Below are 14272 nucleotides of genomic sequence, written 5' to 3'. Positions count from 1 at the left end.
TAGCATAGCCCGATATATTCCCAGCCCCCCGCATCTCCCCTAGGCTTGGCCTGCAACATCAGGGGACAGATATGGGCGCGCTGGACGGAATCCGGGTTCTGAGCTTCAACCACTTTCTTTCGGGGCCTGCCGCCGCGCAGCATCTGGGCGATATCGGCGCCGATGTGATCACGGTGGAACCGCTGACCGGCGCGTTCCAGCGCAACTGGGCGGTGGCCAACCGCTTTGTCGATGACACCTCGGTCAATCACATCACCACCGGGCGCAACAAGCGCTCCATCGCCATTGACCTGAAATCCCCCGAAGGCATCGCCACGGTGAAGACACTGCTGAAGACCGCCGATGTGGTGATGGAGAATTTCCGCCCCGGCACGCTCGACAAGCTCGGCCTCTCCGAGGCGGAGATGCGCGCGGTCAATCCCCGCCTCATCTATGCCGCCACCACCGGCTATGGCGCCGATGGCCCCTATGCAAAACGGCCCGGGCAGGATGTGCTGCTGCAGGCCATGTCGGGACTTGCCGCCCATACCGGCAGCATGGACAGCGGCCCGGTCGCCGTGGGCTCGGTGCCCATCGACCACCACGCGGCGGCGCTGACCGTGGCGGGGATCGTGGCGGCGCTTTTCGAACGCGAACGCACCGGCGTGGCCCGGCGGGTCGAGGTCAACATGCTGCAGGCCGCCATGGATCTGCAGGGGGAATCGATCACCGCATGGATGAACGGCGCCGACCGCGCGGGGCCGCGCGGCAGCGATGGCATGGCCAACTGGTTCAGCCCCGCCCCCTATGGCATCTACGCCACCGGTGACGGGCATGTGATGATCTCCATGTCCAAACCCGCCGATCTGGCCCGGGCGCTGGATCTGCCGGAATTCATGGAGTTCACCGAAAAAGACGGCTTCGACCGCCGGGGCGAGGTGTCGCGCCGCGTGGCGGGCGGCATGGCGCGGCTCGACACGGCACAGGCGATGGAGCGGCTGGCGGCGGCGGGGATCTGGCACGAGCAGGTGGTGGATTACGACGGGCTGCGCCAGAACCCGCAGGTGGCGCATCTGGCCGCCTTCACCGAAGCGCCGACCGCGCAGGGCACGCCCATGGTGATGCTGGCCCATCCGGTGCGCTATGACGGCCAGACCCCGCCGGTGCGGCGCACGCCCCCCGCGCTGGGGCAGCACAGCCGCGAAATCCTGACCGAAGCCGGGTTCAAGGCGGACCAGATCGACCAGCTGCTGGCCTCCGGTGTGGTGGTGCAGTCCGACCGGATGCGCGGCTGAGCCCGATCCCGCATTCCGGATCCCAAAGGAGCAGGACAGATGGATTTCACGATCTCGGACGAGATGAAAATGGTGACCGAGGCGGTGGGCCGCTTCGTGCGCGAAAAGGTCCAGCCGCTGGAGGCGGTCACCGAAGAAACCGGCCAGATCCCCCCCGACGCGCTGACCGCCCTCAAGGCCGAGGCGCAGGCGCTGGGGTTCTATGCGCTCAACATGAGCGAGGCGGCAGGCGGCGGCGGGCTGGGGGTGCTCGACATGTGTCTGGTCGAGGAACAGCTGGGCCAGACCTCCGACGCGCTGATCCGGCGCATCTTCGGGCAGGTCTATCCGATGCTGGACGCGCTCACCGGCGATCTGCGCGAGCGCTATCTTTATCCCACCGTCCGCGGCGACAAGATCTGCGCCATGGCCATCACCGAACCCGGGGCCGGATCGGATGCCGCCGCGATCAGGACCCATGCCCGGCTCGACGGGGACCACTGGGTGCTGAACGGCACCAAACATTTCATCTCGGATGGCGACATCGCGGATTACACCATCGTCATGGCGGTGACCGATGCCGAACAACGCGCCCGGGGCGGCATCACCCTGTTTCTGGTGGACCGCGACACGCCCGGCTTCCGCGTCACCCGCACCCAGAAGATGATGGGCCATCGCGGCTATGGCCATGCCGAACTGACCTTCGACGAGGTGCGCGTGCCCAAGTTGCAGGTGCTGGGCGAGGTGGGGCAGGGCTTCCGGGTGATGATGGCCAATGTCGGCGGCATCCGGCTTGGCCATATCGGCGCCCGTGCCGTGGGCATGGCGTCGCGCGTGCTCGACATGATGCGCGACCATGCCGCCACGCGCCAGCAGTTCGGCCAGCCCATCGGTGACTTCCAGATGGTGCAGCAGATGATCGCCGACAGCGCGATGGAGATCTTTGCGACCCGCATGATGGTGCTCAACACCGCATGGGAGGTGGATCAGGGGCTCGACCCGCGCGACAAGGTGTCGATGGTCAAGGTGCAGGCCTCGGAAATGCTGGGCCGGGTCGCGGATCGCGGCATCCAGATCTTCGGCGGCTACGGCTTCACCAAGGAACTGCCGCTGGAACGCATCTACCGCGACGCCCGTGTCACCCGCATCTATGACGGCACCTCCGAAGTGCACCGCATGCTGATCGCCCGCTCGATCATCAAACGCGGCCTCACGCTCTGAGCCTGCCCTTCATCTTGCCCCTAAACTCCGGGGGTGCGGGGGCTGGCCCCCGCTGCCGCCCCTCCAGCTGAAAGCGCGACATGACCCAGCCCCGTCCCGAACCCGGCCAGTCCCTGACCTTCCGCAAGACGCTCAGCGTAGCCGAGCAGGGGTTTTTCACCGGCATCTCCGGCAATCTTGGCGGGCTTTACGTCGACCGCAGGCAGGCGCAGGCGCAGGGCCTGCCCGACATGGCGGTGTTCGAACTGGTGGCGGGGGCGCTTTTCACCACAGCACTCGCGCGGCTGGCGGGGCCGGACTGGCGGATTGGCGCGATCTCCTTCCGCTTTGCCCGCGCGCTGACGCTTGGCGAAACGCTCGCCGCCACCGCCACGGTCGGCGCCACCAACGGCACGCTCACCTTCCAGCTTTCGGGCCATGTGCAGGACGCGCAGGTGATCGAGGGCGAGGCGCGCATGGTCCCGGTGGCCCCCGATGTATGACATCCGCCAGATCGACGAGCTCTCCGTTGGCGACCGGGTCTCGGTCGCCAAGACCATCACCGAAGCCGATGGCGCCATGTATATCGCCGCCACCGGCGATTTTGGCCCGGTGCATGTGGATCAGGACTATGCCGCAGGCACCCGCTTTGGCGAAAGGCTGGCGCCGGGGATCCTCGTGGCGGGCATCTGCACCTCGGTGCTGACCGCCGAACTGGTGGGCACGCTTGGCGTGTCAATCCGTGACAGTTTCTGGTTCACCGGCGCCGTGCGCTATGGCGACACCGTCACCTTCGACATCTGGATCTCGGCCCGCGATGTGGAAAACCGCACCGTGGACTGGCAGGCCTCCGCCCGCAACGAAGACGGCATCGAGGTGCTGCGCGCCGATGCCACGCTGAAATTCCCCCGAAAGAAAGGCACATCATGACCCTGACCGGCAAGGATCTGCGCGGCATCACGGTGGCCACCGTGCTGCCCTTCGACGACAGCGGCGCCATCGACTGGGATGGCTATGCCGCCGTTCTGGACCATTGCGCCCGCCCCGAAACCACGAACTGCGTCTTCGTCAACGGCCATGCCGGCGAGGCGACGGCGCTCAGCGATGCCGAACGCGCCGAGGTGATCCGCCGCACCCGCGACCAGATCGGCGCGGGCCGTCCGCTGCTGGCGGGCGTGGTGCCCACCGGCATTCCCGACGCGCTGCGTCAGGCCGAAGCCGCGCGCGCGGCAGGTGCCGATGTCGCGGTGATCTTCCCCGCCGAGGCGCTGGGCGGCGGCAATGCCAGCACCCCCGCCGCCGTGCGGATGTATGAACTGCTGGCGCGCGAACTCCAGATGCCGCTGTCGCATTTCCAGTTTCCCATCGCCTCCGGCTTTGGCCTGTCGACCCCGGTTCTGGCCGAAATCGCCCAGATCCCCGAGGTGATCGCGGTCAAAGAAGGCTCGGCCACGCTGCTGGCCTATGACGAGAACCGCCGCGCCATCAAGGCGGCGTCACCCGACACGGCGATGCTGCCTTCGAACTTCCACTGGTTCTTTGCGCAGGTGGCGCTGGGCGGCGATGGTATCCTGTCGGGGCTGGCGAGCCTTGTGCCGGGGCTGCTGGCCGATCTGTGGCGCGCGTCCGAGGCGATGGATCTGGCCGCCATGCGCGCCGCCAATGACCGGCTTTACCCGGTGGTGCGCGCCATCTACGGCCCGGCGCCGGTGATCGACATGCACAGCCGCATGAAGGACGGGCTGCAGATGATGGGGGTGATCCGCAACCCAAGCCCGCGCCTGCCGCTGCTGCCGCAGTCCGACGACATCCGCGAGGGCGTGCGCCGCGCGCTGATCGCGGCAGAGGTGCTGTGATGCGGGCCGACCGCGGCGGGCTTTACGCCGCCACCATCACCCCGATGACCGAAAGCGGCGCGCTGGACCATGCCAGCCTTGAACGCCATCTGGCCTTGGTGCTGGCCGATCCGGGGCAGGCGGGGCTGCTGCTGAACGGCCATGCCGGCGAGGGCATTCATCTCAGCCGCACCGAGCAGGCCGAGGTGGTGCGGGTGGCGCGCGGCGTCGCGGGCCAGCGCCGCATCCTTGCCGCCGTCAGCGCCGAAAACACCGCCTTTGCCGTGGCGGATGCGCAGGCGGCGCTGGCGGCGGGGGCCGATGCGATCATGGTCTTTGCGCCCTTTTCATGGGCGCTGGGGGCCGATCCGCGCGCCATTCTGGCGCATCATCGCGGCATTGCCGAAGGCACCGGCGCGCCCGTCTACCTGTTTCAGGGATCGGTGGGGGCGGGGCGCACCGCCTATGCCCCCGACACCCTGCGCCGCCTGCTGGAAATCGACAGCGTCGCGGGCATCAAGGAAGGCAGCTGGGAGGTCAAATCCTACGAGACCACCCGCCGCATCGCGCGCGAGCTGCGCCCCGACGTGGCGGTCATGGCCTCGGGGGATGAACATCTGTTCCCCTGTTTCCTGATCGGCAGCGACGGCTCGGCGGTCAGCCTGTCGGCGCTGGTGCCCGAGCTGATCTCGGCGCTCGACGCCCATGTGACGGCGGGCCGCATCCCCGAGGCGCTGGAGGTGCATACCGCCCTTTTTGATCTGGCCCGCGTGGTCTATGGCGCGCCCGGCCATCTGGCGGCGGCCCGGCTCAAGGCCTGTCTGGCCGAGCTTGGCCGCATCGACAGCCCCGCCTGCCGCGCCCCCACGCCACGCCTGCACAGCGACGAACTGGACGGGCTGATGGCGGCGCTGCGCCCCTGTCTGGATCTGATCGGATAAGCGCCATGCAGACCCATATCGTTTTTGTCGACATCGACCCGGAATTTGAGGCCGCCTTTGACGACTGGTATGAAAACCGCCATCTGCCCGACATTCTGGCCTGTCCCGGCTGGCTGGATGCGCGGCGCGAGAAATGTCTGGAAGGCGGGCCGCGCCATGTGGCGATCTATACGATCACCGGGCCCGAAGCCTATGAAACGCCGGAATTCGCTGCTATCAAAGGGTTCGGGCCGTTTAGCGACAAGGTGCGCAATTTCCGCCGCATCCGCCTGACGCAAAGCTGAAATCCGCCCGGATGGGAGCATCGATCATCGCGGACATGCTGAACCTGAGGCAGCTCGAGATCCTGCGGGCCGTGGTGCAGTATCGCACCACGGTGGGGGCTGCGGAACGGCTGGGCATGTCGCAGCCCTCCATCTCCAACACCATCCGCCATATCGAAACGGTCTTGGGCTTTCCGCTGTTCGAACGGGTCAGCAACCGGCTGGCCCCCACCGAAGAGGCGCTGATCCTGCTGGAGGAATCCGAGCCGCTGTTCCTGCTGCGCGACGCGGTGAACCAGCGGGCGGCGGATCTGCGGGCCGGACGGATCGGGCGGATCCGCGTCGCCTCCACCGCCGAGATCTCGGAGGCGGTGCTGCCCCGGGTCATCGCCGATTACGCGCGGGATTATCCGCGCATCCAGATCTCGCTGGAAACCCGCCCGCTCGACAGCGTGCTGCAGGTGGTGGAAAACGGCGTGGCGGATGTGGCCTTTGTCATCGCCGCCTATGAACGGCAGGCGCTGCATTACGAACTGGTGCATGATCTGCGCGCCGTCTGCCTGTGCGACGAAGCCGATCCGCTGGCGCGGCTGGAAGTGGTGACGCCCAAGGATCTGGCCGAACGTCCCATGGTCGGGCCGCAGGTCGCCAACCGCATCGGGCTGATGTTCGCCGACAGTTTCCGCGCCAACGGGCTGGATTACCGCCCCAGCATCGAAACGCGGTTCATGAATGCCGCCGCGCGCATCGTGCGCGAGGGCTGGGGCGTGGCGCTGGTCGACGAGCTGTCGGCCTTTACCGCCATGCGCCCCGGTCTGGTGGTGCGCCCCTATGGCCCCGATCTGCGCTTCGACCTGTCTGCGGCGCTGCCGCGCACCAAGACCCCGTCGCGGCAGACCCAGAGATTCATCAAGGCCTTCCGCGACAGGGTGGTGACCCGCATCGCCGAGGTCAGGGCCGCAAGCCAGCGTCCGCAGGGCTGAGCGCGCGCAGCCGGTCCAGCAGCGCTGCACCGCCTTCGACGATCAGATTGGTGTCATTGGTGGCCACGACCACCCGCGCACCCAGCGCCAGCGCATGGCTGGGCAGCAGCGCGGCGGGCAGGCCCATCACCCCAAAGCCGCAGCCGTGATCCCGCGCCGCCCGCGCGATGCGGGTGAAGGCGGCCAGAACCTGCGGATGGTCAAGCTGTCCGCGCAGGCCCAGCCCGTCGGCCAGATCGTTGCTGCCGATCATCAGCAGGTCGATGCCCGGCGTGGCGGCGATCGCTTCCACCTCCGCCAGCGCGGCGGCGCTTTCGATCATGGCGATCACCTGCACGTCGCGTTCGGCGCTGGCGCACAGGTCGGCGGCGGGCACCACGCGGAAGTCGAGCGCGGGCAGCGGGCCGGGCAGGGCGCGCTGGCCCTTGGGCGCAAACCGGCAGGCCAGCGCGATCCGCGCGGCGTCGGACGCGCTGTCGACATGCGGCACGATGACCCCGGTGGCGCCGCAGTCCAGCACCCGCGCCAGATCGGGCGAGGCAGGCCCGGTGACGCGCCCCCAGACCGGCAGACCGGCGGCCTGTCCCACCGCCGCCGCCTGTCCCAAGGCATCAAGCCCGAGCGGGCCATGCTCCATGTCGATCACGACAAAGTCGAATCCGGCGCCGCGCGCCAGCAGAACCGCCTCGGCCCGGCCCAGCAGGCACAGCGCCAGCCCGAAGGCCGCCGGCGGAGGGTTTGTGAAGTGATCAGAAGTTGACCTAGCGTCCATGATATGCCTGTTTTTAGGGCGCCCGAAATCGGGCTCAGGACCAGCCTAGCGCGGAAATCTCGAGATTATTCGCGAAACCTGAGCATTAAATACTTCCCGTCCGCAAATTTATAGACCCTCGCCTTACGCGATGCGCCTTTGCCGATAACCTGATCAAAACAGGCCGGACTGCGGGAAAGATCGATCTGATCCCACCCTTCGGCCCACAACAAGGAGGTGCGTCCATGAAGGCCCGGACGTCCAGCGACTCTGCCGTAACAGGGTCAGAGCGCGCGGAACATCATATCATGATCAGAGCGTTGGCACGGCTGCTCTGGATCGTCAGGCGGCTGGTGGATGGCGTGGCGCTGCTGCTGCTGACCTATATGGGCTGCGCGATCATGGCGCAGATTATCGGGCGCTATGTCTTCAACTATTCCATCGCATGGAGCGAAGAGACCGCCACCTTCGCGCAGGTCTGGCTGACGCTTCTGGGCGCGGGCATCGCCATGCGGCTCAACCAGCATGTCGGGGTCGATCTGCTGATCCGGCAGGCCCCGCTGCCGGTGCAGCGGCTGTGCAACACCGTGGCCTTCCTGCTGGGCGTCTGGTTTCTGGGCGTTGTGGTGGTGGGATCGCTGTCGATGCTGGCAATCGGCTTCATCGTCAAATCCCCGGCGCTGCAGATCCCCATGGCCGTGCCTTACATGGCGCTGCCGGTGGGCTTTGGCTATTTCCTGCTGGAATTTGCCGTGACCAGCTTGCCGCGCATCCTGCAGCCCGAGGCCCCGCAGCCGCAGGCCGAGGAGGCTGTGGCATGATCTGGGCAGCGGGCGGCTTTCTTCTGCTTCTGGTCTCGGGCATTCCCATCGTGCTGGCGCTTGGCATCGCGGCGCTTCTGGCGATCGAGATGACCACCACCACGCCCGTGTCCATCGTGGCGCAGCGGGTCTATGGCGGCATCAGCTCCTTCACCCTGATGGCCATTCCCTTCTTCGTCGCCTCCGGCCTGCTGATGGAGGCAGGCGGCATCGCGCGGCGGTTCGTCAATCTGGCCAGCGCGCTGGTGGGCTGGATCACCGGCAGCCTGTATCTGGTGGCCATCGTCACCGGCACCGGGCTTGCCGCCATCTCCGGCTCGGGCTCCGCCGACACCGCCGCGATCAGCGCGGTGATGACGCCAGAGATGCGCAGGCGCCGCTATGACATCGACCTTGCCGCAGCGGTGATCGCCGCCTCGGGTTCGCTCGCCTCGATCATCCCGCCCTCCATCGTGATGATCGTCATCGCCATCACCGCCAACCAGTCCATCGGCGCGATGTTTCTGGGCGGCATCATCCCCGGCCTGCTGGTCATGGCGGGGCTGATGCTGGGCTGCTGGCTTTATGCCCGGCGCGGCGGCGAGGCCTATCGTGACCGCGATCCCTTCACCCTGCGGCGGCTGCGCGACGGCTTCATCGATGCGCTGCCCGGCCTGCTGGTGCCCGCCGTCATCCTTGGCGGCATCGTCGGCGGCGTCTTCACCGCGACCGAGGCCGCCTGTGTCGCGCTTTTCACCACGCTTTTTGTCACCATGGTGATCTACCGCGAGCTGAAGCCGCGCGATCTGCCGCGCATCCTGCTGCGCGCCATCAGCCTGTCGGCGACGGTGCTGATCATCGTGGCCACGGCTTCGGTCTTTACATGGATCATCGCCACGCAGGGCTTTCCGGCGCTGCTGCGCGACTGGCTGACCGGGATCACCGACAGTCCGGTGGTGTTCCTGCTGATCGTGAACCTGCTGCTGCTGGTGGTGGGTATGTTCATGGAAAGCATCTCTGCCGTGCTGATCCTGCTGCCGATCCTGCTGCCCATGGCGCAGGCCTTCGGCATCAACCCGGTGCAGTTCGGCATCATCACCGCGCTGAACCTGTCCATCGGGCTGATCACGCCACCCTATGGCATCTGCCTTTACGTCGCCTCCACCGTGGCGGGACGGCGGATCGAACAGGTGTCGCGCCGCGTCTGGCTGCCGCTGCTGTGCATGCTGGGGGCGCTGATGCTGGTGACCTTCATTCCGGCGGTGTCGCTCTGGCTGCCGTCGGTGCTGCTGTAACCTCTCCCAGAAGAAAGAGAAACCTGATGTCCAACAGAGTGCTGACCACCCTTGCCGCGCTGACGGCCCTTGCCGCCAGCCCGGTGCTTGCCGCCGATGTCACGCTGAAGGTGGCCCATACCAACGCCGCAGGCGAAGTGCAGGACATGGGCCTGCAGAAGATGAAAGAGCTGCTGGAAGCCAAGACCGACGGCGCCGCCACGCTGGAAATCTATGCGGGCGGCCAGCTGGGCGACGAACAGCAGACGGTGGAAAGCGTCATGCTGGGCTCGCTCGACATGGGCATGACCTCGAACGCGATGCTGTCCAACTATGTCGAGGATTACAAGGTCTTCGATCTGCCCTTCCTCTTCCCGTCGATCCCGGCGCTGGGGGAAAAAGTCGATGCCAACTGGCAGATGATGGAAACTTCGGCCAATGGCGCGGGCTTCCAGCTGGTCGCGGTCTTCTCCTCGGGGATCCGCCACCTGATGACCGCCGAGCCGATCAACAGCATCGAGGATCTGGCGGGCATGAAGATCCGCACCATGCAGAACCCCGTGCATGTGGAGGCGTTCCGCGCCTATGGCGCCAATCCCACGCCGATGTCCTATTCCGAACTTTACGGCGCGCTGCAGTCGGGCGTGGTGGACGGGGCCGAAGGCGCCTCCACCGGCTATGACGGCATGAAATTCTACGAAGTGGCCCCCGCCTTCGCGCTGGTGGGCTGGCTCAACATGACCGCGCCGGTCACGATGCAGAAGGCCGCCTTTGACGCGCTGCCCGAAGACATCCGGACCGCGCTGATGGAGGCGGGCGCCGAGGCCGCGCAATGGCAGCGGCAATATGTGGTGGATCAGGAGGCGCCGCTGGTCGAAAGCTTCAAGGCGCATGGCGTGACGGTGACCGAACCCGACACCGCGCCCTTCATCGCCGCCTCGCAGCCGCTTTACGAGCAGGCCCTGACCACCGATGGCCAGAAGGCGCTGTTCACCGCCCTCACCGCCAACTGATCCGACCCCATCAAGGCCCGCGGCGGATCCCCGGATCCGCCGCGTCCTGCCGTTTCCGCTCCAAGGACATTCTCCCATGCTCGACACCGCCCTGCGCAACGCAGACATCGTCACCGCCGCCGACCGCATCCGCGCCCAGATCGGCATCCGCGACGGCCGCATCGTGACCATCGCCGAAGACGTGGGCCCGGCCCGCGAGGAAATCGACGCCACCGGCCTCCTCGCGCTGCCCGGCGGCATCGATGCCCATGTGCATCTGGCCCAGCATCAGGGCGGCGGCGTGGTCATGGCGGACGGGTTCGAAAGCGGCACGCGGTCTGCGGCGGCAGGCGGCACCACCACCGTCATGCCTTTTGCGCTGCAGCAGAAGGGCCAGTCGCTGCGCGAGGCGGTCAGCGCCTATCACGCCGAGGCCGAGGGCAAATGCCATGTCGACACCTCGTTCCACCTCATCATCACCGACCCCACGCCGCAGGTGCTGGGGCAGGAACTGCCCGCGCTGGTCAAGGCGGGCTATACATCGTTCAAGGTCTTCATGACCTATGACGACATGGTGCTGAACGACGCGCAGCTTCTGGATGTCTTCGACGTGGCGCGGCGGGAAAAGGCGCTGGTCATGGTCCATGCCGAAGGCTACGACGCCATCCGCTACATGGCCCGCAGGCTGGAAGAGGCGGGCAAAACCGCGCCCTATTACCACGCCGCCAGCCGCCCGCAGAGCACCGAACGCGAAGCGACCCACCGCGCCATCAGCCATGCCGAACTGACCGACGTGCCGATCTGCATCGTGCATGTCTCGGGGCGCGAGCCGATGGAACAGATCCAGTGGGCGAAACGGCGCGGCATGAATGTCTGGGCCGAAACCTGCCCGCAATACATCGCGCTCACCGCCGAGGATCTCAAAGGCCTCAACATGGATTTCGAGGGCGCAAAATACGTCTGCTCGCCGCCGCCGCGCGATACCGACAGTCAGAGCGCGATCTGGGAGGGGCTGCGCGACGGCACCTTCGACATCTTCTCCTCGGATCACTGCCCGTTCCGCTTCGACGACCCGGAGGGCAAGGACGTGCCCGGCGCCCGCACCTCGTTCCGCTGGGTGCCGAACGGCATCCCGGGCATCGAAACCCGCCTGCCGCTGCTGTTCTCCGAAGGCGTGTCGAAGGGCCGGATCAGCCTTGAACGCTTCGTGGCCCTGACCGCCACCAACCCGGCGAAGCTGTTTGGCCTTTATCCGCGCAAGGGCACCATCGCCGTGGGGGCCGATGCCGACATCACGCTCTGGGATCCGTCGCGCGAGGTGACGCTGTCGCAGCAGATCCTGCATCACGACTGCGACTACACGCCCTACGAGGGGCGTGCGGTGAAGGGCTGGCCTGTCCGCACCCTGCTGCGCGGCCAGACGATCTGCCTTGACGGCACCATCACCGGCAGCCCCGGCACGGGCCGCTACCTTGACCGCGCCACCAGCCAGGCCTTCCCGGCGGCCTGATCCCCGTCAGGCGCGCTCCGCTCCGGGCTTCTTCTTGGCCCAAATATCCCGGGGGTGAATTGGCGCAAAGCGCCAAGAGGGGGCAGAGCCCCCTTCTTTCTACCTGCGGAGGAGGGGGCAGAGCCCCCTCCCTCCCATCCGCCCGCCGCTCAGCCTTCGGGCACGATGCGCGCCACCAGATCTTCCATCATCGCGGCGTTCTGCATGCGCAGGATGGCTTCGGCGGCGGTGGCGTCCTGACGGCGCAGCGCGTCGATCAGCAGCTGCATTTCCTCGGCCATGACCCGCCGCCGCCCGGTGCCGTAGCCATAGCTGCGGCGGAAGGCAAAGATGGTGTCCCAGCCGCGCAGGAACACCCGCAGCGCCTCGCGGTTGCCGCCAAACTCCACCAGCCGGGCGTTGAAGCGGCGGTTGGTCTCGATGGCGGCCTCGTCCTCGCCCGCGGCCAGATGGGCGCGATACTCCGCCGCCAGCCGTTCCAGCTCGCGGATCCGCTCCAGCGTCAGCGCGTTCATGCCGCGCCGCACCGCGAAGATGCGCAGTTCGGTGTTCAGCTCGAAAAGGTCGGTAATATAGGCCCGGTCCAGCTGCCGCACGGTGGCGCCGCGATTGGGCTCGATCTCCACCAGCCCTTCGCCCTCCAGCTTCCGCAGCGCCTCGCGCAGGGGCATGGTGGAAAACCCCAGCCGCTTGGCCAGTTCAGCGGTCTTCAGACGGGCGCCGGGGCCGATGCGGCCCGACAGAATATCCTCGCGGATCAGGCGGGTGGCCTGATCGACGGAATTGAGCGTGGCATCGGCATCTTCGGTCATGGGGCGCAGCATGGGTCAGGGCGCCAGCCGGATCAAGGAGATGTGCTCGGCCGAGATCAGCAGATCCCCCTCGCCGCGCAGCAGGCGCACCGCTTCGGTGATGATCCCCGCCGGGCGAGAGCCGCTCTGCCGCTTGGCGGTGAACTCCATCTCCACCCGCACCACATCGCCCGCAAGGATGGGCCGGACAAACCGCACCTCGTTCCAGCCGAGCGAGGCGATGGAGCTTTCCTCGTAAAGCCGCAGTTCGGTCTTCAGCCCCTCCATCAGGGCCAGCCCGTAAAGCCCATGCGCGATGATCCCCGGAAAACCCTGCGCGCGGGCATAGGCGTCATCGGTATGCAGCGGATGGAAATCGCGGGTCAGGCGGCAGAAGGCGGCGATGTCCGCCGCCGTGATCTCGTGTTCCGGCGTGACATGGCGGGAACCCGTCGTCACGTCCTCATAATACAGGCTCATGCGTAAGCCCTTTGCACCTGACGCGCGATGATCATGCGCTGGATCTGGTTGGTGCCTTCGTAAATCTGGCTCAGCCGCACGTCGCGGAACAGCCGCTCCACCCGGTATTCCCGCGAATAGCCGTTGCCGCCATGGATCTGCAGCGCGTTCGAGATATGGATCTGCGCCATGTCGGTGGTGAAGAGCTTGGCCTGCGCCGCCTCCAGCGCGATGGGATGGCCCGCATCGTAAAGCCGCGCGGCGTGATGGATCAGCAGGCGCGCGGCGGCGATGTCCTTGGCCATGTCGGCGATCATGAACTGCACCGCCTGATGCTCGAAGATCGGCTTGCCGAACTGGCGGCGGTCCTGCGCATAGGCCAGCGCATCCTCCATCGCGGCCTGCGCCATCCCCAGCGCCATGGCCGACATCATCAGGCGCGAGAAATTGAAATTCTCCATCGCCATCTTGAAGGCGCCATGTTCCGGCCCGATGCGGTTGGTGACGGGCACCCGCACTTCGTCGAAGCTGACCATACACTCTGCCAGCCCGTGCATCCCCAGCAGATCCTCGGATTTGCCGCGCACCACGCCCGCACGGTCGGTCTCCACCAGAATGCAGGAAATGCCGCGATGCCCGGCCTCGGGATCGGTCTTGGCAAAAACCATGATCACATCCGCGATCTGGCCGAAGGTGACCCATGCCTTGGTGCCGGTCAGGATGTAATCGTCGCCGTCGCGCCGCGCGGTGGTGCGCATCGCGGCCACGTCCGATCCGCAATCCGGCTCGGTCACGGCGGTGGCGGGAATCACCCGGCCTTCAAGGATGCCGGGAATCAGCGCGTGATGCGCCGCCGAGCCGTGGTGATGCAGGAACAGCGCCGCCTCCACCGGGATGGCAAAGGCATTGCCCACCGCACCCGATCCGCGCGCGATCTCTTCCATCACGATGCAGGCGGCCATGGCGTCAAGCCCGACACCGCCTGCCGCCTCGGGCAGGGCCACGCCAAAAAGCCCCTGTTCCGCCAATGCGTCATAGACGGCGCGCGGGAACACGTCGTCACGGTCGATGGCGGCGGCGGCGGGGGCCACCACCGCGTCGCTAAGCTTGCGGGCCGTCTCGCGGACCATGCGCTGCTCGTCACTGTAGAACTGATCCAATGTGATCTCCGTTCGGTTGTTCGTGATCGTATCTGATCTTCAGCTATGCCGGGAGCGGCA

The 14272-nt window shown here is 66.9% G+C and carries 16 protein-coding genes; 12 read left to right on the top strand and 4 right to left on the bottom strand.

Annotation, left to right across the window (positions count from 1 at the left end; all coding sequences use genetic code 11):
- The first annotated feature begins 71 nt into the window (after nt 1-71).
- The 8 genes from VK682_RS06730 to VK682_RS06695 all read left to right on the top strand — a co-directional run bounded on the left by VK682_RS06730 (nt 72) and on the right by VK682_RS06695 (nt 6475).
- Nucleotides 72-1274 (top strand): CaiB/BaiF CoA transferase family protein, encoded by a 1203-nt coding sequence (locus tag VK682_RS06730; protein ID WP_230795341.1) that lies wholly within the window; start codon nt 72-74, stop codon nt 1272-1274.
- Between the two features lie 39 nt (nt 1275-1313).
- On the top strand, nt 1314-2474 hold the full coding sequence (locus VK682_RS06725) for an acyl-CoA dehydrogenase family protein (protein WP_230795339.1): 1161 nt from the start codon (nt 1314-1316) through the stop codon (nt 2472-2474).
- Nucleotides 2475-2554: 80 nt separating this feature from the next.
- Nucleotides 2555-2956: a hotdog family protein gene (locus VK682_RS06720; RefSeq protein WP_230795338.1), complete on the top strand. Its 402-nt coding sequence runs from the start codon at nt 2555-2557 to the stop codon at nt 2954-2956.
- Nucleotides 2949-3383 carry a MaoC family dehydratase gene (locus VK682_RS06715; protein ID WP_230795336.1) on the top strand — a complete coding sequence of 145 codons (435 nt, stop codon included), beginning with the start codon at nt 2949-2951 and terminating at the stop codon, nt 3381-3383. The genes VK682_RS06720 and VK682_RS06715 overlap by 8 nt, the downstream gene beginning before the upstream one ends.
- Nucleotides 3380-4309 (top strand): dihydrodipicolinate synthase family protein, encoded by a 930-nt coding sequence (locus VK682_RS06710; protein WP_230795335.1) that lies wholly within the window; start codon nt 3380-3382, stop codon nt 4307-4309. The genes VK682_RS06715 and VK682_RS06710 overlap by 4 nt, the downstream gene beginning before the upstream one ends.
- Nucleotides 4309-5229, top strand: coding sequence for a dihydrodipicolinate synthase family protein (locus VK682_RS06705; protein ID WP_230795334.1), 921 nt, complete (start codon nt 4309-4311; stop codon nt 5227-5229). The genes VK682_RS06710 and VK682_RS06705 overlap by 1 nt, the downstream gene beginning before the upstream one ends.
- A 5-nt stretch (nt 5230-5234) precedes the next feature.
- The gene (locus VK682_RS06700) at nt 5235-5513 is read left to right on the top strand and encodes an EthD domain-containing protein (RefSeq protein ID WP_089850108.1); all 279 of its coding nucleotides are present in this window, start codon (nt 5235-5237) and stop codon (nt 5511-5513) included.
- Nucleotides 5514-5548: 35 nt separating this feature from the next.
- Nucleotides 5549-6475 (top strand): LysR family transcriptional regulator, encoded by a 927-nt coding sequence (locus VK682_RS06695; RefSeq protein ID WP_230795332.1) that lies wholly within the window; start codon nt 5549-5551, stop codon nt 6473-6475.
- On the opposite strand, the gene VK682_RS06690 is transcribed toward VK682_RS06695, so the two are convergent.
- On the bottom strand, nt 6444-7247 hold the full coding sequence (locus tag VK682_RS06690; protein ID WP_324781598.1) for an HpcH/HpaI aldolase family protein: 804 nt from the start codon (nt 7245-7247) through the stop codon (nt 6444-6446). The two genes, VK682_RS06695 and VK682_RS06690, sit on opposite strands and share 32 nt — an antisense overlap.
- A 287-nt stretch (nt 7248-7534) precedes the next feature.
- Between VK682_RS06690 and VK682_RS06685 the strand changes: the two genes are divergently transcribed.
- From VK682_RS06685 to hydA, 4 genes are all read left to right on the top strand, one after another.
- Nucleotides 7535-8047: a TRAP transporter small permease gene (locus tag VK682_RS06685; RefSeq protein WP_230795330.1), complete on the top strand. Its 513-nt coding sequence runs from the start codon at nt 7535-7537 to the stop codon at nt 8045-8047.
- On the top strand, nt 8044-9321 hold the full coding sequence (locus tag VK682_RS06680) for a TRAP transporter large permease (RefSeq protein ID WP_324781597.1): 1278 nt from the start codon (nt 8044-8046) through the stop codon (nt 9319-9321). Before VK682_RS06685 ends, VK682_RS06680 begins: the two co-directional genes overlap by 4 nt.
- Before the next feature lie 26 nt (nt 9322-9347).
- Complete coding sequence (locus VK682_RS06675) at nt 9348-10313, top strand: TRAP transporter substrate-binding protein (protein WP_324781596.1); 966 nt, start codon at nt 9348-9350, stop codon at nt 10311-10313.
- Between the two features lie 76 nt (nt 10314-10389).
- Nucleotides 10390-11802, top strand: a complete 1413-nt coding sequence (gene hydA / locus VK682_RS06670) for a dihydropyrimidinase (protein WP_230795327.1) — start codon at nt 10390-10392, stop codon at nt 11800-11802.
- Nucleotides 11803-11951: 149 nt separating this feature from the next.
- Here hydA and VK682_RS06665 read toward each other — a convergent pair whose 3' ends face one another.
- The 3 genes from VK682_RS06665 to VK682_RS06655 are packed head-to-tail and all read right to left on the bottom strand — an operon-like array spanning nt 11952 to nt 14212.
- Entirely contained in the window at nt 11952-12626 is a 675-nt protein-coding gene (locus VK682_RS06665) for a GntR family transcriptional regulator (RefSeq protein WP_230795326.1), read from the bottom strand.
- A gap of 3 nt (nt 12627-12629) precedes the next feature.
- Nucleotides 12630-13073, bottom strand: coding sequence for a MaoC family dehydratase (locus VK682_RS06660; RefSeq protein WP_324781595.1), 444 nt, complete (start codon nt 13071-13073; stop codon nt 12630-12632).
- The gene (locus VK682_RS06655; RefSeq protein ID WP_324781594.1) at nt 13070-14212 is read right to left on the bottom strand and encodes an acyl-CoA dehydrogenase family protein; all 1143 of its coding nucleotides are present in this window, start codon (nt 14210-14212) and stop codon (nt 13070-13072) included. The genes VK682_RS06660 and VK682_RS06655 overlap by 4 nt, the downstream gene beginning before the upstream one ends.
- Nucleotides 14213-14272 lie beyond the last annotated feature (60 nt).

Source organism: Salipiger marinus (assembly GCF_035481585.1).
Taxonomy (GTDB): Bacteria; Pseudomonadota; Alphaproteobacteria; order Rhodobacterales; family Rhodobacteraceae; genus Salipiger; species Salipiger marinus.
This window is presented reverse-complemented; position numbering and strand designations above follow the sequence as displayed.